Genomic DNA, 17,218 nt, shown 5'->3' on the forward strand with positions numbered 1-17,218 from the left:
GCCGTGGCCAAGAAGGACCTCAAGCCCGGCGACAGGCTCGACGCCATCGGCGAATACAGCTACCGCGCCTGGATCATGACGGCGGCAGAAGCACGTGCCGCCAAAGCGATCCCTTGCGGCCTCCTGCAGGGCGGCACCGTCACCGCCCCGATCAGGAAGGGCGAGCTCATCACCACCGCCAACGCCGCCGTCGCGCCCGGCTCGAAGATCGCCGAGCTCAGGGCACGACAGGACAGGCTGGTCTATGGCGAATAGCCCATACGCCGCGCGTCGAGACGGACGTGCGGCGCGGCTCGGCCTCTAAAGCACTTCCGCTTTTCTTCGAATCGCGGAAACGCCCTATGCTCTTTGTTCTTGCGCAATTCCGGACGGAAAACCGCTGCGCAGGTTTCCTGGAGTTGCTCTAGGCCTGTCGGCAAGCTGCAAGGATGGCCTCCCGCAAATCCTCTCCGCCGATCGGCTTGTGGAGGATGCGGGCGCCGCTCGCGTTCACTTCCTTCAGCCGTTCCGGCGAGGTGTCGCCGGTGATGATGATGGCCGGCACGGGGCGGCCGACATAGGCATTGAGGGCCTGGATCGCCTCGAAACCGGTGGCGCCGTCGGCGAGGCGGTAGTCGGCGACGATCAGGTCGACGGGTGCATTTCCGGCTTTCGAAGCCTGCGCGTGGGCGCTCTGCGCCTCGGCGGTGGAGCGGCCGGCATAGACGCGGTGCCCTTCAAGAGTGAGCAGTTGCACCATCGCGTCGAGCACGTCTCTTTCGTCCTCGATGACCATGATGCCGACCGAGACGCCGACATGGGCGACTTGCTCGACCGGCCTGGGCGATGGCGCTGCGCGGATGCTGGGAACCGTGACCGAGAACAGGGAGCCGCGGCCGGGCTTCGAGACAAGCCTGAGCGGATGCTTCAGCAGGCCCGCCGTGCGCCGCACGATGGCCAGCCCCAGGCCCAGCCCTTGCGTCCTGTCCCGCGCCGGGTTCTGCAGCTGCACGAATTCCTCGAAGACCATCGTCTGCTGGTCTCGCGGAATTCCCGGGCCTGTGTCCAGGACCTGGATCTCCACCATGTCGCCACGCCTGCGGCAGCCGAGCAGGATACGGCCTTGCGTGGTGTAGCGAAACGCATTCGACAACAGGTTGTTGAGGATGCGCCTGAGCATCATCGGGTCGCTCTCGACCCTAAGGCTGCTGTCGACCACGCGCCATTCCAGGCCGCGCTGCCTGGCCTCTTCGGCAAACTCGCCGTGAAGATCGCGGAACAGTTCGCGCAGCGCCACTGTTTCCGGGGTCACAGTGACGATGCCCGCGTCGAGCTTGGAGATGTCGAGCAGCCCGTTCAGCAGCCCGCCGAGGTTGCCGACGACGGATTTTGCCCGGCCTGCCAGGCTGCGGGCATCGGCCGAAGGCACGTCGCCGCGCTGTCCCAGCACGGCCAGCGTCGAGACCAGCAGGCTCAAGGCGTGGATCGGCTGGCGCAGGTCGTGGCTGGCGGCGGCGAGAAAGCGGGTCTTGGCGCGGTCCGCCGATTGTGCCCGGTCGCGCTGCTCCTGCAGGTTCAGGACCAGATCCTCGTTCTCCAGCCGCAGGTTGATGGTTTCGCGCAACATGCGATAGGTGATGCGGCAATAGTAGAAGTTGATGGCCACGAGTGACGCCAGCAGGAACAGGAAGGCGCCGGAGATGTCGCTTTCGGTGGTGATGGTGCGGACGGCGACCGGTAGGGCCGTGGCGAGGATCGAGCCGATGAGGGCCGGGGGGAACGCCGAGAGCGACGGCACGGTGCCGCAGACGAGGCCGGTCAGCACGATGACGGTGAAGGAAAGCACGATGGGCGCCTCGGGAAGGAAGCCTGCCCAGCCGAGCCCGCCCCACAGCAGGCCCGAAACCCACGAGAAGCCCGCCGCCAGCCATGCCCAGCGCAGCATCGATCCGGAATCCCGCTTGCGGCTGAAAAAGCGGCGGGACGCCAGGACGCGGATCGCGGTCAGCAGATAGAGCGCGGTAAGCCACGCCGTGAGCCAGGTCACGGAAACGGCGCTGCTGAGGACATACACGGCCGCGAGCGAAATGACGATGTTGGAGATGACCACGCCGTAGGAATTGCGATACAGAAGCTCGATGAGAGCCTGGCGTATCTTGTCTTCCCGCATGGTATTCCCCCAGTTGCCGCATAGATGCTAGGACGGATGATCTATCGGCAACTTGTTTCCCATAAGTTGGCGACTGAACATTATCTTTCTTGTTTTTGGATGGCGACCGGATGAATCACTTGCTCACCGCCATTGTCGCCGACGACCACGCCATTGTCCGTGAAGGGCTCAAGCTGCTGATCTCGGCGATGGACAACGTCACGGTCGTTGCCGAGGCCGCGGATGGCGAGGCCCTGTTGCGGCAGGTGCGGGGCACGCGCGCCGACCTTCTGATCCTCGACCTCGGCATGCCGGGCATTCCCGGAATCCAGTTCATCGCTGATATAAGGGAGCTTGCGCCTCGAACGAAGGTCCTGGTCCTGACCGCGAATGTCGAGCCGAGGACGGTGCGCGCTGCGCTCGAGGCGGGGGCGAGTGCCTATCTCACCAAGGACGGCGACCCCGAGGAGCTCGGCGCGGCCATCGAGGCGGTGAAGAAGGGCGGCACCTATCTGGCGCGAACCGTGCGCTTCGCCGTCAGCGAACCGTCCCGGCAGGCTGTTCCCATGCAGGAGGTGCTCTCGCCGATCCCGCTGACGCGGCGCGAGCGGCAAATCCTGGCGCTGGTCGCGCACGGCATGACCGCGCGCGAGGTCGCCGAACGGCTGGGCATCAGCCCCCTGACCGTCCGCAAGCACCGGGAAAACCTGATGCGCAAGCTCGATCTCCACAGCGTTGCCGAACTGACCGGCTACGCGGTACGCCTTGGGCTGCCGGCAGGCTGACCCGATCGCCCTGCGCCGATAACATTGCCTTAACCATCCGATGCGCGGGCGAAAGCGCGCGCGACCTAAATACGGCATCTGCCGTATGTTTTCACATAGGCGCCACGCCTATTCCTCCCAGCGGCTTGGTCGTACGGGGAGGAGCCGTCATGCTGTCGCTGGTCCTGTTGGTTCCGTTCGCCATCGCAACGCTTGCTTTCGCTGTCATGCCGGGGCCAGCGATACTCTACATGACCGCTCAAACCCTGACTTATGGCCGGCGGGCGGGATTGAGGGCGGCCCTGGGCATCCACATCGGCTGCTATGCCCATATCGTTGCGGCTGCCATCGGCCTGGCGTCGCTGATCGTCCAGGCGCCGACGGTCTATGCGGCAATCAAGCTGGCCGGAGCGGGCTATCTGGTCTGGCTCGGGCTCACCATGTTGCTGGGCTGGAACAAGGCATCCGAGAAGGGCAGCCCGGCCTCGAACACCCTGCGCGACAGCATCGTGGTGGAAGTTCTCAATCCGAAGACGGCGCTGTTCTTCCTGACCTTCCTGCCGCAATTCGTCGACCCGTCGGCGTCGATGCCGCTCTGGCTCCAGTTCATGGTCCTCGGCATGATCGTCAATCTCGTTTTCTCGACGGCCGACGTGGCTGCCGTGGGCATCGCCTCCTTCGCCCATGGCCGGTTGAAGGCCGGCAGGGCGGAATGGGTGATCCCCAAGGCCTGCGGCTCCATCCTGATCGGACTTGGCGTGGCGCTCGTCGGTTTCTACCAGTGACATGCCGGCAGCCGATGGGCCGGCGTAGGGTCAAAACGCTGTTATCGCCGGCTTCAGGAAACCAAACTTGGTTCTTCGTCCGGAGGTGAAGCGCCGGCCTGCCGCTTTCGCGCCTCGACCAGTGTGTGGATGGCAACGGCGGCGAACACGATAAGCCCTCCGGCGACCGTGCTGACGCCCGGCGTCTCTCCAAAGGCGAGCCAGACCCAGAGCGGAGCCAGTGGCGCATCGAGCGAGCCGATCAGGGCTGTTTCGATCGCCGGCAGCAGCCGCGCGCCAAGCGTGAACAGGGCAAGGCCGACCGCCGAGTTCACCAGACCGAACATGGCCAGGACGGACAGGTCGTACCCGGAGACGGCGAGCGGCTCGCCAAAGGGCCAGCAGACCAATCCGCTCAGCAGCGCGGAGAGGCAGGCGGCCGGCATGGTGGGAATGTCGTGGAACCGTCGCGCAATGACCATCATCGCAGCCATGCAGAAGGTCATTCCAAGGGCCAGCAGATCTCCGAGCAGGCCGCCCTCGGCGCCCAGGCCGACCATCAGGGCAACGCCTGCGAGCGCGGCCAGGCTGGCGATCATGGCATTTCTCGACGGCCTTTCCCGCATCGCCAGCCAGCCGAGTGCTGCGGCGATGAACGGCACCGTCGCATAGATCACAGCGACATGAGCAACCGTCGTGTGCCTGAGCGAGGTGATGAACAGCACCATGCCGACCGCCGAGACGATGGCGTACAGCCAGCCGGGCCAGGCCATGGAGCGCACGACGCGCCAGGCATTCCTGCGTTCCATGGCAAGGATCACCACGGCGATGCCGATGGCGCCGAAGATGCCACGCCAGGCGAGCATCGTCCAGCTATCCAGCGGAACGAGGCGGGTGAAGAATCCTGCCGTGCTCCAGGCAATCGCCGACGCGGTGACGAGGGCGAGGCCAAGCCTGTATTCCGTGGCATTCATGGCTGGCCTCGATCCGTACCGGGCGAGGCGGGCTTGTTCTTCCAGTCGCCGGTCGTATTCCACCAGCGATTGGGGTTGGTGCTGTCGTCGAGACCCCTGGACCGCGCGGTGACTATGGTCTGGAGCCTGATCACCGGCTCCTGATAGCTGTGCGACCCGAATATCGTCTCGATCACTCTTTCGATGAGTCGCTGCTCGTCGGGGAGTTCGAACGATACCTCCACCGTGCCGGGCCGCTTGCGAAGCTCCGCCTCCGGCCCGGCGGCTGCGCCTTCAAGCGGCCGGTATCGCTCGATGCCCGGTCCGGACTGCCACGCGTTGCTGTCGTAGTTCCCCATGGTCAGCGGTGCGATCTTCACCACCTCGGCCATGATGCGGTCCACGTCCTCGGACGGCGCCTGAAACGTAAGCAGGCACATCCGCTCCATCCTTACCGACTTCGTTTCAAATGCCTGGTCGACCATAGATGCCCTCGCAACTGATTGATCGCCAGCCTAGCTGCGCCATGCTGACACCTCGTGTCAGCATGCTCATGCTAAAAGTCGATCATGTGCAGGACGAACCGCGATGGGACGATCGAGCCGGCTGTTCGAGATCATCCAGATGCTGAGGCGGGCAGCGGGGCCGGTCTCGGCGGGCGCCATCGCTGAAACCCTGGAGGTCAGCCAGAGGACCATCTATCGCGACATCGTGGCGTTGCAGGCAATGCGGGTTCCCATCGATGGCGAGGCCGGCGTCGGCTACGTCATGCAGTCGGGCTTCGACCTGCCACCCATGATGTTCACGGCTGACGAGGTGGAGGCCATCGTCGTCGGCCTGTCACTCATCGGGCGTACCGGCGATGCCGAGCTTCTGGCGGCGGCGTCCCGCGTCGGCAGCAAGATCGCCGACATCCTTCCCGACGCCGTAGGCAGCCGCATCGAGCGATCGCCCCTTCACGTCTCGCATTGGAACGCCATTCCTCCCGCTTCGGTGGAGTATCGCGTCATACGCGAGGCGATCAGGGACGAACGCAAGCTTCACCTGCACTATCGGGACGCGGAAGCCCGCTCTAGCGAGCGCGCCATCCTCCCGATCGCGCTGGTCTACTACGTGGACAATGTCCTGCTCGCCGCCTGGTGCGAGCTGCGGCAGGATTTTCGGCATTTCCGTATCGACCGGATGAGCGCCTGCGTCGCGACCGAAAGCCTTTTCAAAGGCGAGGGCGAACGCCTCCGTGCCGAATGGCAGGCGCGGCATCAACTGTTCTCGGCCTCTTGACCGTGCAGCATGCCGATGACCGGCAAACCGGGCGGTCAAGCCAGCTGCGGGACAGTAGCATCCCAGTGGCCGGGGCTTGTCGGAACTCGCAGGAGACCGTGCCGAAGCCGGCAAAAGCCACGGTCAACCCCTGGCCGGGCAGCACCTGCAGCATCGGAGTGAACGAGCCGAGCGTCACGATGTCGCCGGCACTCAGCGCGGCGCGCCGCATGCGCAATTGCCGCGCGAGCCAGGCGAGGGCCAACAACGGGTGTTCGTCGGATGCCGCTGGGTCGGCCTTCGCCACGGCGTTTCCGTCGATCGTCGCCCGCACCGAGAGCGTGGCCGTCGCCAGCGGATCGAGGTGTCTGGTCGAGGCGCCGCAAATGGTGGCCACGTGCAGGCCGAAATCCGCGATGGCCGTCAGGTGCGCATCGCCCGCCGGCTTGGTGCGGCGACCCAGAAGACCGATCGCAGGCTGGCAGGCAACCACCGCATCCGCCGCGGCCTCCATGCCGATCGCTTCCCCGGGCGCGGGGAAGGTGCGGCCGAGCGTCAGCGCCAGCTCGCATTGCGCGCCGATCATCCCGGCCGGCAGGGTGTAGGCTGCCAGCTCCTCGTGAAAGGCCTTTCGGGGAATGGGGGCATATATCGGCTCCCGCAGCCCCAAGGTCCGGCGTGTGACATCAGTGGTGCCGACGAGTGCATAGCCCTTGAAATCGCTGTCATAGGCGTCAAGGGCCGTTTGCTGCACGGCGATTGCCTCCGCCTCGTCGGCAATGGCCGATAGCGCCAGCCCGGTGACCACGCCGGCCTTGCGATTTTGCGCCAACTGCTCCCCGAGCCTGTCCAGCATGTCGTCCATGCGGCGAGGCTACATCGGCAACGCATAAAAAATCGAGATGGGAGGCGCGGCGAAAACATTAAAATCCGCGGAGGATAATGCCTTCGCGACGCCGTCCCGTTTCGCGTATCTCAGCGCCGGAAGATCACCGGGAACCAGTCTTCGCGCAGCTTCTCGCCCGGCCGCATGCCGTGACCCGGGAAGGGCGGCGAGGTGCGCCCGGGGCGTTCGACGTAATGCGCGTCGTCGCCCATCAGCCGCAGCGAGAAGGCGCGGCGGCGCGACTTGCTCTCGTTGCCGCGGGCGCCGTGGAGCGTCTTGTAGTCGAAGGCCACGGCATCGCCCGGCTCCATCTCCCATTCCACGATCTTCATCCCTTCGGCATCCGGGTCGGGCACCGGCATGTAGGCATCGGCGTCGGGATAGAAATTCTGCTCCGACAGCCAGCGCGTCGGTAGCACCGGCTTCTCCCACAGATGCGAGCCGGCGACGCAGCGCAGCGAGGCTTCCCGCACCGGGTCGAGCGGCGACCAGAAGCTGACCGTCTGCCGGCCTTCGACGAAGTAATAGGGCGAGTCCTGGTGCCAAGGGGTGGGCTTCGACGTTCCCGGTTCCTTGACTAGCACATGATCGTGGAAGAGCTGCACGGCGTTCGACTGCATCAGGTCGGCGGCGACCTCGGCGGCGGGCGACGTGCGGATCACCGTCTCGAATTCCGGGATGCGCTGCCAGTTGCAGTAGTCGTCGAAGAAGCGGCCGCCTTCGCCCGCCTTCAGGTTCTCGGCGGCGTATTCGCCGGGTTCGGCCATGTTGGTCTCGACGCCCTTCCGCAGCGCCTCCACATGGTCGCGGAAGAGGCCCTTGATGAGCACGACACCGTCGCGCCGGTAGCTGTCGATATGGTCCTGGGTGATGAGCGGGTGGGGCATGGCTGTCTCCTCAAAGCGCCCCGATCATGCTGCCGATCGATTTTAACTTCCAATAATATATGGATAAGATAAATATAATCAGGTGTTATATATTTCGCTCAGGCAGCTCGAATATGTGGTGGCGGTGGCCCATGCGGGCAGCCTGACCGTTGCCGCGCAGCAGGTGAACGTCTCGCAGCCGGCGCTGTCGGTGGCCGTGACCCAGGTCGAGACGCATCTGGGGCGCAAACTCTTCCTGCGCCGCAAGGGCGTGCCGGTGATGCTCACCGGCTTCGGGCGGCTTTTCCTGGCGGATGCCGAGGCGCTGCTGGCCGATGCGGCCCGGATGGAGGACCCCGGGGCGCTGGGGCGTCGGCGGCTGGCGCGGATCACGCTGGGCATCTTCGAGGACCTGGCGCCGACCTATCTAGCGCCGCTGCTGCGGCGGCTGCGCGAAGCCTTCCCCGATGTCGAGATCAGGACGCGGGTGGCGAGTTTCGAGACCCTTGCCGAAGCCGTGCCGGCGGGCCAGATCGACCTTGCGCTGACCTATGATCTCGGGCTCGACGCCAGTTTCCGGCGCGAGCTCTATGCCCTGGTGACGCCGCAGGCGTGGCTTGCGCCGGACGACCCGCTGGCCGGGCGCGACGAGATCGGCCTCGCCGAACTCGCCGGCCGGCCGCTGATCCTTTCCGATCAGGGCCTGTCGATCCGCCACATGCTCGGGCTGTTCCGGTCGCGGGGGCTGACGCCGCTCGTGGCGCACCGGGCAGCCTCGGTCGAGGTGATGCGCAGCCTGGCGGCGAATGGCGAGGGCGTGGGCATCAGCTACACCAACCCGGCAGGTGCGGTGAGCTATGACGGCAGGCCGCTCGCGCGGGTGCCGATTGCCGACGCCGAGGCCAAGGAGCCCATCGTCCTGGTCCATTGCGGCGACCAGCCGGCGCCCTTGGCCGAGATCCGCGCCGCCGTCCTGGCCACCGCCGTGCAAGGGCCGGCCGGACAATCAGCCGGATGACCGGCCGAAACCAACTCCCAGCGCGCCGTTGCCGACCCGTTACGCCTCCAGCGCGCCGGAGCGCGCGTCCTTGCTCGCTGCATTGCCGACCAGCTTGACGAGGTCGTCGCCGGCGCCGGTGAAGCGGTGCGAGCGGCGGGTGAGGATGTAGCCGTCCTGCGGCGCGAACACCTCGACGCGGCCGCCGTCCTCGCCGGGCGCGCGCACGATCGTCGCCAGCCGCGCGCCGGCCTTGACCCGGTCGCCCGGCTTCACGTCGTAGAGGATGGCGCCTGAGCAGGGCGCGGACATCATTTCGATATGGTCGATGGGCGCAACCACGCCGGCGAACGGCTTCGGCGCCTCGACCGATTGGTCGGCAATGACGCCGCGCGCCACCAGCAGGCGGTAGATGCCGTCGGCGTCGTGCTCGGCGATGCCCGAATAGACATCGGACGTGCCGCGATATTCCACCGTGGAGATGACGCGGCTTTCGAGGCGGGCTTCCTTGCGCGGCAGCTTCAGCCAGGGATGCAGCGAAGCCTCGTCGAAGGAGGCGCCCGACTGGCCGCCCCACAGGATCACGGCGTCGACGCCCATGGCCGCGGCACAATCGGCCATCGCCGGCCACAGCTCCTCGGGCACGTAGAGATAGGCGACGCCCTCGTCGTCGCAGTGCAGGTCGAGCACGATCTCGTGGCCGACGGAAAGCTTCAGGAGCCGCGCCTTGAGCCGCTTGTCGGCGGTCCTCGCCACCTCGTCGCCCGGCAGCAGCGACACATCGGGCCGGTCGAGCAGGGGGAAGTCGCGGTTGTAGTTGATGCGCGTGCCGAGGTCGAAACGGCCCTGCGTACCGTGGAAGAGCTGCTGGGTGCCGCCGATCGGGTTGGCGCGCGGCACGACGGTGAGGTTGCCGCGAATGCGGCCCTCCGCCTCCGCCTTGCGCAGGCGCGGCATCAGTGCGTCGATGGCGACCACGCCGGGCAGCTCGTCGCCATGGAGCGCGGCCTGGATATAGGCCGAGGGCGCGTCTGCCGCCGAGCCCTTCAGGCGCAGCACCGCAAATTCATAGGCGATGCCGTCGCGGTCGCCCCTGATCGTCTCGACGCTTTTTTCCAACTTTTTGACCCCTCGATTCTTTGCCTGAGCGGTAGAGCAGACCGCGGTTGCGCCGTCCTGATCCAGCCGCAACCGTCCGCCGCTCCAGGCGGCTTACGCCGCCGCTGCACCCCACTGCTTCATCAGTTGTACGGAGCGCGCCAGCTGGGGTGCGGCATGGAACTCGTGCCCGAGCGTGGCCGCCGCCCGCCAGGGCCAGCGCGGGTCGGCGAGCAGCGCGCGGCCGAGCGCCACCATGTCGGCCTGGCCGTCGCGGACGATCGCGTCCGCCTGGCGCGGCTGGTCGATCATACCGACCGCGCGCACCGGAATGCCGGTTGCCCGCTTCACCGCTTCCGCCAGATGCACTTGGTAGCCGGGGCCGGTACGCAGGCTCTGGTGGGGTGAGTTGCCGCCGCTGGAACAGCAGATATAGGCGATGCCCGCCTCCGCGTAGGCCCTGGCCACCTCGATGCCTTCCTCGACCGTGAAGCCGCCGTCGACCCAGTCGGTCAGCGACATGCGCGCGCCGACCATGAGCCCGGGCACGGCCTCGACGACCCGGCGGGCGACCTCGATGGCAAAGCGCATACGGTTTTCGAGCGATCCGCCCCATCGGTCGGTGCGACGGTTGGAGAGCGGCGACAGGAACTGGTGCAGCAAATAGCCATGCGCCGAATGCAGCTCGATGAAGTCGAAGCCGGCGCGCTCGGCCCGCTTGGCGGCCTCGACGAAATGGCCGATGGTCTGCTCGATCTCGTCCTCTGTCAGCGCATGCGGCACCTGCCAGCCGTCGGCATAGGCGAGTGCCGAGGCCGACACCACCGGCCACGCATCCTCGTTTGGCGCCAGCGGGCCGCCGCCTTCCCACGGCCTGCGGTTCGCGGCCTTGCGGCCGGCATGGGCCAGCTGCACGCCGAACTTGGCGCCCGGTGTCGCGACACGCCTGGCGGCTTCCAGCGTCCGTTTCGCCGCCGCCTCGTTGGCATCCGAATAGAGCCCCATGCAGCCGTGGCTGATGCGGCCGCGCCGCTCGACGTCGGTCATCTCGATGGTGATCATGCCGGCGCCCGACATGGCGAGGTTCATCCAATGCTGCAGGTGCCAGTCCGATGCCGAGCCGTCGTCGGCCGAATACTGGCACATGGGGGCGACGGCGATGCGGTTGGGGAATTCGAGCTTGCCGAGGCTGATCGGCGAGAACAGATGGGTGGTCATGGCGGCTCCGAGCGGTGGGTGCCGCGAATGTAGGACCTTTGCTGCCGCCGACAACCGTGTTGCATGGGGCCAGCGCGTGCTATTCGGAGCCTCGACGACTGCGTATCGCTCCGAATCGGATGCATCCATGAAGACCAGAGACCGGCTCGAAGCCATCCTTGAGCGGCTCGCCGCGCGCGCCGGCGAAGAGCGCGTGTTCATGAAGCTCTACGCGGAAGCCGCCCGAGCCGCCGCCGATGCTGCAGACGCGCGGGTCAGGGCAGGGCTTTCGCTCGGCCCGCTCGACGGCGTCATCGTCTCGATCAAGGACCTGCTCGACGTCAGAGGTGAGCCGACGCTGGCGGGTTCGCTGATGCGCCGCGAGGCAGCGCCCGCGCAAGACGACGCGCTGGTGGTGAAGCGCCTGCGCCGCGCCGGCACCGTCATCCTAGGCAAGACGGCGATGACCGAATTCGCCTTCACCGCGCTCGGCATCAACCCGCATTACGGCACGCCCGGCAACGCCGCCGATCCCACGCTCATCCCGGGCGGCTCGTCGTCCGGCGCCGGCGTGTCGGCCGCCGAGGGCACCTCCGACATCGCTATCGGTTCGGACACCGGCGGCTCGGTGCGCGTGCCGGCGGCGCTCAACGGTGTCGTCGGCTTCAAGCCGACGGCGCGGCGCGTGCCGCTCGACGGAGCCTTCCCGCTGTCGCCGTCGCTCGATTCGCTCGGGCCGCTGGCAAGGACGGTCAGTGCCTGCATTGCCGCCGACGCCGTCATGGCCGGCAAGGAGCCCGCCGGCCTCGCGCCGCTTTCGCTTGCCGGCCTGCGTATCGGCGTGCCGCGCGGGCGGCTTCTGGAGCATTGCGACGGCGTCGTCACCACCGCCTTCGGCGATGCGTTGGGGCGGCTCGCAGCCGCCGGCGCGCGGATCGGCGATCTGGTGCTCGACGATCTGCTCGCCGGCATGCGCGACGCCACCCGCGCGGCCTCGATCGCGGCAATCGAGGGTGCCGAGATCCACGCCGATTGGCTGTCCGCCGGTGCCAGGGTCGCGGTCGACCACCATGTCAGCGGCTCGCTCGGCCGCGCCATGCAGGTTCCGGCCGTCACCTACATCCGCACCATGCGGCGCCGAGCCGAGCTTACTGCGGCGATGGACGAGCGGCTGTCCGCCGTCGATCTGATCGTGCTGCCGGCGACGCCGATCGTCGCCCAGCCGATCGCCGAGATGCTGGCCGACGGGATGCACGGCAACCGCATCGAGGGGCTGTTGCTGCGCAACACCCAGGTCGCCAACCAGTTCGACCTCTGCGCCCTGTCGCTGCCCATGCCGGGCTCGGCGCTGCCGGCCGGCCTCATGCTCGTCGGCCGCCACGGCCACGACCGTCGCCTGCTTGCGGCCGGGCTCGCGGTCGAGGCGATGCTGAAGAGTTAGCCGATGAGCGCCCTGATCACCGAAGACGGCGTCGTCGCCCGCTGGCCGGCCAAGGCGGCGGACAAGGTTCTGGTGCTCGATTTCCTCGCCGCGAAGTTCGAGGCCGGCCGCGACTATGCCGAGCGCGAGGTCAACGACATGCTCAAGCGCCATCACAGCTTCGGCGACTGGGCGCTGCTCAGGCGCGAATTGTTCGAGAGCGGCCGCTTCTCGCGCGACCTCAGAGGCGGCGTCTACCGGCGCGTCGATGCCCGTTGAAATGGTCGTTCGCTGGCCTCTTGCGGAGCTGGCTCAAATAGTGGTCATCTGGCCCAGGACGTCGCAGGACCGGAATCGGGAGCAAGTGAGATGCCGTCGACAATGAAGGGTCCAGCGATCTTCCTCGCCCAGTTCGCGGGCGACGCGGCGCCGTTCAATACGCTGAAATCGATTACATCCTGGGCCGGCAGCCTCGGCTACAAGGGCGTGCAGATCCCGACGCCCGATGCCAGGCTTTTCGACCTCCAGAAGGCGGCGACCTCGAAGACCTATTGCGACGAGATCAAGGGCATCTGTGCGGAAGCTGGTGTCGAGATCACCGAGCTCTCCACCCATCTGCAGGGCCAGCTTGTCGCCGTGCACCCGGCCTATGATGCCCAGTTCGACGCGTTTGCGCCCGTTTCCGTGCACGGCAAGCCGAAGGAGCGGCAGCAATGGGCGGTCGAGCAGATGAGGCTTGGCGCAAAAGCCTCGCAGAACCTCGGCCTCAAGGCCTGCGTGTCCTTCACCGGGTCGCTCGCATTCCCCTATCTCTACCCCTGGCCGCAGCGGCCGGCGGGCCTGATCGAGGAGGCCTTCACCGAACTCGGCAAGCGCTGGCGGCCTATCCTCGACGCCTATGACGATGCCGGCGTCGACCTCTGCTTCGAGCTGCATCCGGGCGAGGACGCCTTCGACGGCGTAACCTTCGAGATGTTGCTCGACGCGGTCGGCGGTCACAAGCGCTGCAACATCAACTACGACCCGTCGCATTTCCTTTTGCAGCAGCTCGACTATCTCGCCTTCATCGACATCTACCACGAACGCATCAAGGCGTTTCACGTCAAGGACGCCGAGTTCAATCCGACCGGACGCCAGGGCGTCTATTCCGGCTACCAGGGCTGGCTCAATCGCGCCGGCCGCTTCCGTTCCCTCGGCGACGGCCAGGTCGACTTCACCGGCATCTTCTCGAAGCTGGCGCAGTACGGATACGACAGCTGGGCTGTGCTCGAATGGGAGTGCTGCCTCAAGCATCCGGAAGACGGTGCCGCCGAGGGCGCGCCCTTCATCGAGGGCCACATCATCCGCGTCACCGAAAAGGCCTTCGACGACTTTGCCGGCGGGACGAGCGATCGCAAGACGCTTCGGGCGATGATGGGGCTCGAATAGCCTCTTTGCCCCGGTCACGGGGAGAAGGTCCCCGTCCTTCGATAAACGCAGGACTGGATAGGGGGCGGGGAGCAACCTATCAACGGAGAATACAGCATGGTCGGTGTATCGAAATCCGAGGCAGGCAACGGCCCGATCCGCTACGGCATGGTCGGTGGCGGGCAGGGGGCCTTCATCGGCGGCGTCCATCGCATAGCCGCGCGCATGGACGGTGACTTCCAGCTCGTCGCCGGTGCGCTTTCGTCCAATCCGGAGCGGGCTAAAGCGTCTGCGGCCGAGATTGGTCTCGACCCCGAGCGCAGCTACGCCTCCTATGCGGAGATGGCCAAGGCCGAGGCGAAGCGCCCCGACGGCATCGAGGCGGTGGCTATCGTCACGCCGAACAACATCCATTTTCCCGCGGCCAAGGCCTTCCTCGAGGCCGGCATCCACGTCATCTGCGACAAGCCGATGACGGCGACGCTGACTGAAGCGAAGAAGCTCGCCGCACTGGTCGAGAAAACCGGCAAGGTCTTCGTGCTCACCCACAACTACACCGGCTATCCGATGATCCGGCAGGCGCGCGAGATGGTCCAGAAGGGGCTGCTCGGCGACCTCAGGATTGTCCAGGCGGAGTACCCGCAGGACTGGTTGACCGAGGACCTCGCCGCCTCCGGCCATAAGCAAGCACTATGGCGCGCCGATCCCAAGCAGTCGGGCGCGGGCGGCGCCACCGGCGACATCGGCACCCATGCCTACAATCTCGCCCGCTTCGTCTCCGGCCTCGAGCTCGACAGCCTGTCGGCCGATCTCGATACCTTCGTGCGCCGGCTGCTCGACGACAATGTCAACGTCATGCTTCGCTTCAAGGGCGGCGCCAAGGGCATGATCTGGGCGAGCCAGGTGGCGGCGGGCCACGAGAACGGGCTGAAGCTGCGCGTTTATGGCTCCAAGGGCGGCATCGAATGGGTGCAGGCCGACCCGAACTATCTTTGGTACACGCCTTTGGGTCAGCCCAAGCAACTGATCACCCGTGGCGGCGCCGGCGCTGGCGCGGCAGCAGCGCGGGTGACGCGTGTGCCTCCAGGTCACCCGGAAGGCTATCTCGAAGGCTTCGCCAACATCTACCAGGAGGCGGCGCGGGCCATCCGCGCGGCGCGCAAGGGCGGCAAGCCGGCCAAGGACGTCATCTACCCGACCGTCCACGACGGCGTCGAGGGCGTGGCCTTCATCGAGGCCTGCGTGCGCTCGTCGAAGAAGAACGCCGCCTGGACGAAACTCTGAGCGCAGGGGGCCCGCGCGTCGCCTCGCGGCGCGCATTCCGGTCGATCATTCGGCGAAGAACGCGGCGGTGCGCTGCGTCCAGCTCTTCACGTCGTCGAGGCTGCGGGCGACGTGAAGGGTTGCGTCGGGGATCAGCTCGGCCAGCCGTTCGGCGGTGGTCACGGGATGCAGCGGATCGGTGTCCCAGGCGAGAATCAGCGTGGGGTGCGGCAGCACGGCCAGCGCGGCCGGGTCGGGCAGGTCCGAACGCCCGACACCGCGCAGCACGGCCGGCGCCAGCTCGTCGTCGACGTCCGGACTGAACTTCGCCTGCGGATAGTCGGCGAAGATCGGCAGCGGCGGCATTTCGGCCCATTGGCGCCGCCATGCGGCCGGCCCGATCTCCTCGATGGTGTCGGCGGTATCGAAATACCATTGCCTCAGCTGAGTGGGGCCGGACTCCCACGCAACCGGCGGGATGAGCAGCGCCAGGCGCCGGAAGCGGTACGGCGCGGCAATGGCTGCATGAAGGGCAGCGGCAGCGCCCCAGGAGGAGCCGACGAAGTCGATGGGTTGGTCGATCCCGACCTCGTCGAGAAGGCCGAGCAGGTCGGCCGCGACCTGTTCGAACCGGTAGTCCGCGGATTTGGGCCGACCGGTCGAGTGGCCGTGCGCGCGCTGGTCGTAGGTGAGCAGCGGGCGACCGGCCGCGATGACGTCGAGATCGAAGATGCCCAGGCTCCGCACGGCGGCCCTGCTCAGCAGGATGCCGTGGGCATATCCGACCGGAGCGCCGGTGCCGCCGGTGAGGCTGTAGGCGATGCTGGCACTCTCGGCGGCGAACTGTCTGTCGGTCATGTCAGTCTCCTCGCGGGTTGGCGTAGGTGTGAGGCTGCGCGTTCCCGGCGATGGAGGGTCAAGCGCTTTCCCGAATTTTCGCGATTTCTCGGGGCTCGTCCGACATCGCAGCCGCATTTGGCTCTGGATTAGAACAGGATCCAGTCGATCCGGCGTTGGCCTTTTCCGGCCTTATTCACAAGCACGAACAATTGTATACACTACTTCGTTCTACCCTCTTCCTAATCGTACACAATCTATGCATACATAGCCGGGCGAAGCTCCGAGCCGCGCTCCGGGGAAGGCAGGCGCGGGCGGATCTTACGAGGATCAACACCTAGGGAGGGATGAATGAAACGTGGATTTCTGGCGCTGTGCGCCGCAACCGCAGCACTCGCCGGCGTGGTCGGGGCGGCGCAGGCCGCGACGATCGACACGGTCAAGAGCCGCGGCAAGCTGATCTGCGGCGTGTCGCTGAGCACGCCCGGTTTCGCGGCAGCCGACGAGAAGGGCCGGATGCAGGGTTTTGACGCCGACATCTGCCGCGCCGTGGCAGCTGCGGTGTTCGGCGATCCGGAGAAGGTCGACTTCGTTCTCACCAACATCAACACCCGCTTCCAGGCGTTGCAGTCGGGCGAGATCGACGTGCTGTCGCGCCAGACCACCAACACCTTCTCGCGCGAGACCTCGCTCGGCCTCGATTTCGGCCCGACCGTGTTCTACGACGGCCAGGGCCTGCTGGTGCCCAAGTCGCTCGGCGTCAGCAGCGCCAAGGAACTGACCGACGCGGCGATCTGCACGCTGCCCGGCACCACCACCGCCCAGAACCTGACCGACTTCTTCCGCACGATCGGCGGCAAGTTCGAACTGGTCGTGTTCGAGAGCCCGGACGAGAACCGCGCCGCCTTCTATTCCGGCCGCTGCGAGGCGATCTCGTCGGACCGCTCCGACCTGGCGTCGATCCGCGCGGTCGCCAACAATCCGGACGACTACGTGCTCCTGCCGGAGACGATCTCCAAGGAGCCGCTGGCGCCGGCCGTGCGCCAGAACGATTCCAACTGGCGCGACATCGTCTCGTGGTCGGTGTGGATGCTGATGGCCGCCGAGGAAAAGGGCATCACCCAGGCCAATGTCGACGAGAAGCTGAAGAGCGAGGACCCCGAGGTGCAGCGCATGCTGGGCGGCGCCGACGAACTCGGCAAGATGCTCGGCCTCGACAACAAGTGGGGCTACAACGTCATCAAGGCCGTCGGCAACTACGGCGAGGTATTCGACCGCAACCTCGGCGAGAAGACCAAGCTCGGCATGACCCGCGGCCCGAACATGCAGTGGAACGCCGGAGGCCTGCTCTACGCGCCGCCGGTGCGCTGACGACACC

Annotated in this window: 18 protein-coding genes; 10 read left to right on the top strand and 8 right to left on the bottom strand. The window is 66.7% G+C overall.

The genetic code is table 11. From position 1 onward, the window contains the following. Positions 1–255, top strand: a 255-nt coding sequence (locus AmiPiv_RS16865; protein ID WP_445206972.1) for an SAF domain-containing protein, incomplete at its 5' end; no start/stop codon positions are given. 148 nt (positions 256–403) lie between these two features. Here AmiPiv_RS16865 and AmiPiv_RS16870 read toward each other — a convergent pair. After that, the gene (locus tag AmiPiv_RS16870; protein ID WP_340038650.1) at positions 404–2,149 is read right to left on the bottom strand and encodes an ATP-binding protein; all 1,746 of its coding nucleotides are present in this window, start codon (positions 2,147–2,149) and stop codon (positions 404–406) included. 110 nt (positions 2,150–2,259) lie between these two features. Here AmiPiv_RS16870 and AmiPiv_RS16875 point away from each other — a divergent pair, with 110 nt between their 5' ends. Then, a complete protein-coding gene (locus AmiPiv_RS16875) occupies positions 2,260–2,913 on the top strand; it encodes a response regulator transcription factor (RefSeq protein WP_340038651.1) in 654 nt (217 codons plus the stop codon). 149 nt (positions 2,914–3,062) lie between these two features. After that, on the top strand, positions 3,063–3,677 hold the full coding sequence (locus AmiPiv_RS16880; protein WP_340038652.1) for a LysE family translocator: 615 nt from the start codon (positions 3,063–3,065) through the stop codon (positions 3,675–3,677). A 53-nt stretch (positions 3,678–3,730) separates the two neighbouring features. On the opposite strand, the gene AmiPiv_RS16885 is transcribed toward AmiPiv_RS16880, so the two are convergent. Both AmiPiv_RS16885 and AmiPiv_RS16890 read right to left on the bottom strand, forming a co-directional pair. Next, positions 3,731–4,630 carry a DMT family transporter gene (locus tag AmiPiv_RS16885; protein ID WP_340038653.1) on the bottom strand — a complete coding sequence of 300 codons (900 nt, stop codon included), beginning with the start codon at positions 4,628–4,630 and terminating at the stop codon, positions 3,731–3,733. Continuing rightward, positions 4,627–5,094 (bottom strand): hypothetical protein, encoded by a 468-nt coding sequence (locus AmiPiv_RS16890; protein WP_340038654.1) that lies wholly within the window; start codon positions 5,092–5,094, stop codon positions 4,627–4,629. The genes AmiPiv_RS16885 and AmiPiv_RS16890 overlap by 4 nt, the downstream gene beginning before the upstream one ends. Before the next feature lie 103 nt (positions 5,095–5,197). Between AmiPiv_RS16890 and AmiPiv_RS16895 the strand changes: the two genes are divergently transcribed. Further along, on the top strand, positions 5,198–5,890 hold the full coding sequence (locus tag AmiPiv_RS16895; protein WP_340038655.1) for a helix-turn-helix transcriptional regulator: 693 nt from the start codon (positions 5,198–5,200) through the stop codon (positions 5,888–5,890). Here AmiPiv_RS16895 and AmiPiv_RS16900 read toward each other — a convergent pair. Beyond that, a complete protein-coding gene (locus AmiPiv_RS16900) occupies positions 5,823–6,734 on the bottom strand; it encodes a 2-keto-4-pentenoate hydratase (RefSeq protein ID WP_340038656.1) in 912 nt (303 codons plus the stop codon). The genes AmiPiv_RS16895 and AmiPiv_RS16900 overlap by 68 nt on opposite strands. Positions 6,735–6,844: 110 nt before the next feature. Further along, a complete protein-coding gene (locus AmiPiv_RS16905; RefSeq protein WP_340038657.1) occupies positions 6,845–7,642 on the bottom strand; it encodes a phytanoyl-CoA dioxygenase family protein in 798 nt (265 codons plus the stop codon). 82 nt (positions 7,643–7,724) lie between these two features. On the opposite strand from AmiPiv_RS16905, the gene AmiPiv_RS16910 reads away from it, so the two are divergent. Next, on the top strand, positions 7,725–8,639 hold the full coding sequence (locus tag AmiPiv_RS16910) for a LysR family transcriptional regulator (protein WP_340038658.1): 915 nt from the start codon (positions 7,725–7,727) through the stop codon (positions 8,637–8,639). Between the two features lie 39 nt (positions 8,640–8,678). On the opposite strand, the gene AmiPiv_RS16915 is transcribed toward AmiPiv_RS16910, so the two are convergent. Then, on the bottom strand, positions 8,679–9,737 hold the full coding sequence (locus tag AmiPiv_RS16915; RefSeq protein ID WP_340038659.1) for a succinylglutamate desuccinylase/aspartoacylase domain-containing protein: 1,059 nt from the start codon (positions 9,735–9,737) through the stop codon (positions 8,679–8,681). 93 nt (positions 9,738–9,830) lie between these two features. Then, complete coding sequence (locus AmiPiv_RS16920; protein ID WP_340038660.1) at positions 9,831–10,934, bottom strand: NADH:flavin oxidoreductase/NADH oxidase; 1,104 nt, start codon at positions 10,932–10,934, stop codon at positions 9,831–9,833. Between the two features lie 127 nt (positions 10,935–11,061). Here AmiPiv_RS16920 and AmiPiv_RS16925 point away from each other — a divergent pair, with 127 nt between their 5' ends. The 4 genes from AmiPiv_RS16925 (at position 11,062) to AmiPiv_RS16940 (ending at position 15,024) form a co-directional block, all read left to right on the top strand. Beyond that, positions 11,062–12,354 (top strand): amidase, encoded by a 1,293-nt coding sequence (locus AmiPiv_RS16925; protein WP_340038661.1) that lies wholly within the window; start codon positions 11,062–11,064, stop codon positions 12,352–12,354. A 3-nt stretch (positions 12,355–12,357) separates the two neighbouring features. After that, complete coding sequence (locus AmiPiv_RS16930; protein ID WP_340038662.1) at positions 12,358–12,612, top strand: DUF2087 domain-containing protein; 255 nt, start codon at positions 12,358–12,360, stop codon at positions 12,610–12,612. A 90-nt stretch (positions 12,613–12,702) separates the two neighbouring features. Beyond that, on the top strand, positions 12,703–13,761 hold the full coding sequence (locus tag AmiPiv_RS16935; protein ID WP_340038663.1) for a sugar phosphate isomerase/epimerase family protein: 1,059 nt from the start codon (positions 12,703–12,705) through the stop codon (positions 13,759–13,761). A gap of 96 nt (positions 13,762–13,857) precedes the next feature. Next, entirely contained in the window at positions 13,858–15,024 is a 1,167-nt protein-coding gene (locus tag AmiPiv_RS16940; protein ID WP_340038664.1) for a Gfo/Idh/MocA family protein, read from the top strand. 45 nt (positions 15,025–15,069) lie between these two features. On the opposite strand, the gene AmiPiv_RS16945 is transcribed toward AmiPiv_RS16940, so the two are convergent. Continuing rightward, positions 15,070–15,861 (bottom strand): alpha/beta fold hydrolase, encoded by a 792-nt coding sequence (locus tag AmiPiv_RS16945; protein ID WP_340038665.1) that lies wholly within the window; start codon positions 15,859–15,861, stop codon positions 15,070–15,072. 330 nt (positions 15,862–16,191) lie between these two features. On the opposite strand from AmiPiv_RS16945, the gene AmiPiv_RS16950 reads away from it, so the two are divergent. After that, positions 16,192–17,211 (top strand): amino acid ABC transporter substrate-binding protein, encoded by a 1,020-nt coding sequence (locus AmiPiv_RS16950; RefSeq protein ID WP_340038666.1) that lies wholly within the window; start codon positions 16,192–16,194, stop codon positions 17,209–17,211. The last annotated feature ends 7 nt before the right edge of the window (positions 17,212–17,218 follow it).

Source organism: Aminobacter sp. Piv2-1, from assembly GCF_037625995.1.
Taxonomy (GTDB): Bacteria; Pseudomonadota; Alphaproteobacteria; order Rhizobiales; family Rhizobiaceae; genus Aminobacter.

What these genes read in the sequence shown, in the direction of transcription:
- AmiPiv_RS16870 (WP_340038650.1), bottom strand. Translation starts at nt 2,149, where the DNA reads ATGCGGGAAGACAAGATACGCCAGGCTCTCATCGAGCTTCTGTATCGC.
- AmiPiv_RS16875 (WP_340038651.1), top strand. Translation starts at nt 2,260, where the DNA reads ATGAATCACTTGCTCACCGCCATTGTCGCCGACGACCACGCCATTGTC.
- AmiPiv_RS16880 (WP_340038652.1), top strand. Translation starts at nt 3,063, where the DNA reads ATGCTGTCGCTGGTCCTGTTGGTTCCGTTCGCCATCGCAACGCTTGCT.
- AmiPiv_RS16885 (WP_340038653.1), bottom strand. Translation starts at nt 4,630, where the DNA reads ATGAATGCCACGGAATACAGGCTTGGCCTCGCCCTCGTCACCGCGTCG.
- AmiPiv_RS16890 (WP_340038654.1), bottom strand. Translation starts at nt 5,094, where the DNA reads ATGGTCGACCAGGCATTTGAAACGAAGTCGGTAAGGATGGAGCGGATG.
- AmiPiv_RS16895 (WP_340038655.1), top strand. Translation starts at nt 5,198, where the DNA reads ATGGGACGATCGAGCCGGCTGTTCGAGATCATCCAGATGCTGAGGCGG.
- AmiPiv_RS16900 (WP_340038656.1), bottom strand. Translation starts at nt 6,734, where the DNA reads ATGGACGACATGCTGGACAGGCTCGGGGAGCAGTTGGCGCAAAATCGC.
- AmiPiv_RS16905 (WP_340038657.1), bottom strand. Translation starts at nt 7,642, where the DNA reads ATGCCCCACCCGCTCATCACCCAGGACCATATCGACAGCTACCGGCGC.
- AmiPiv_RS16920 (WP_340038660.1), bottom strand. Translation starts at nt 10,934, where the DNA reads ATGACCACCCATCTGTTCTCGCCGATCAGCCTCGGCAAGCTCGAATTC.
- AmiPiv_RS16925 (WP_340038661.1), top strand. Translation starts at nt 11,062, where the DNA reads ATGAAGACCAGAGACCGGCTCGAAGCCATCCTTGAGCGGCTCGCCGCG.
- AmiPiv_RS16930 (WP_340038662.1), top strand. Translation starts at nt 12,358, where the DNA reads ATGAGCGCCCTGATCACCGAAGACGGCGTCGTCGCCCGCTGGCCGGCC.
- AmiPiv_RS16935 (WP_340038663.1), top strand. Translation starts at nt 12,703, where the DNA reads ATGCCGTCGACAATGAAGGGTCCAGCGATCTTCCTCGCCCAGTTCGCG.
- AmiPiv_RS16940 (WP_340038664.1), top strand. Translation starts at nt 13,858, where the DNA reads ATGGTCGGTGTATCGAAATCCGAGGCAGGCAACGGCCCGATCCGCTAC.
- AmiPiv_RS16945 (WP_340038665.1), bottom strand. Translation starts at nt 15,861, where the DNA reads ATGACCGACAGACAGTTCGCCGCCGAGAGTGCCAGCATCGCCTACAGC.
- AmiPiv_RS16950 (WP_340038666.1), top strand. Translation starts at nt 16,192, where the DNA reads ATGAAACGTGGATTTCTGGCGCTGTGCGCCGCAACCGCAGCACTCGCC.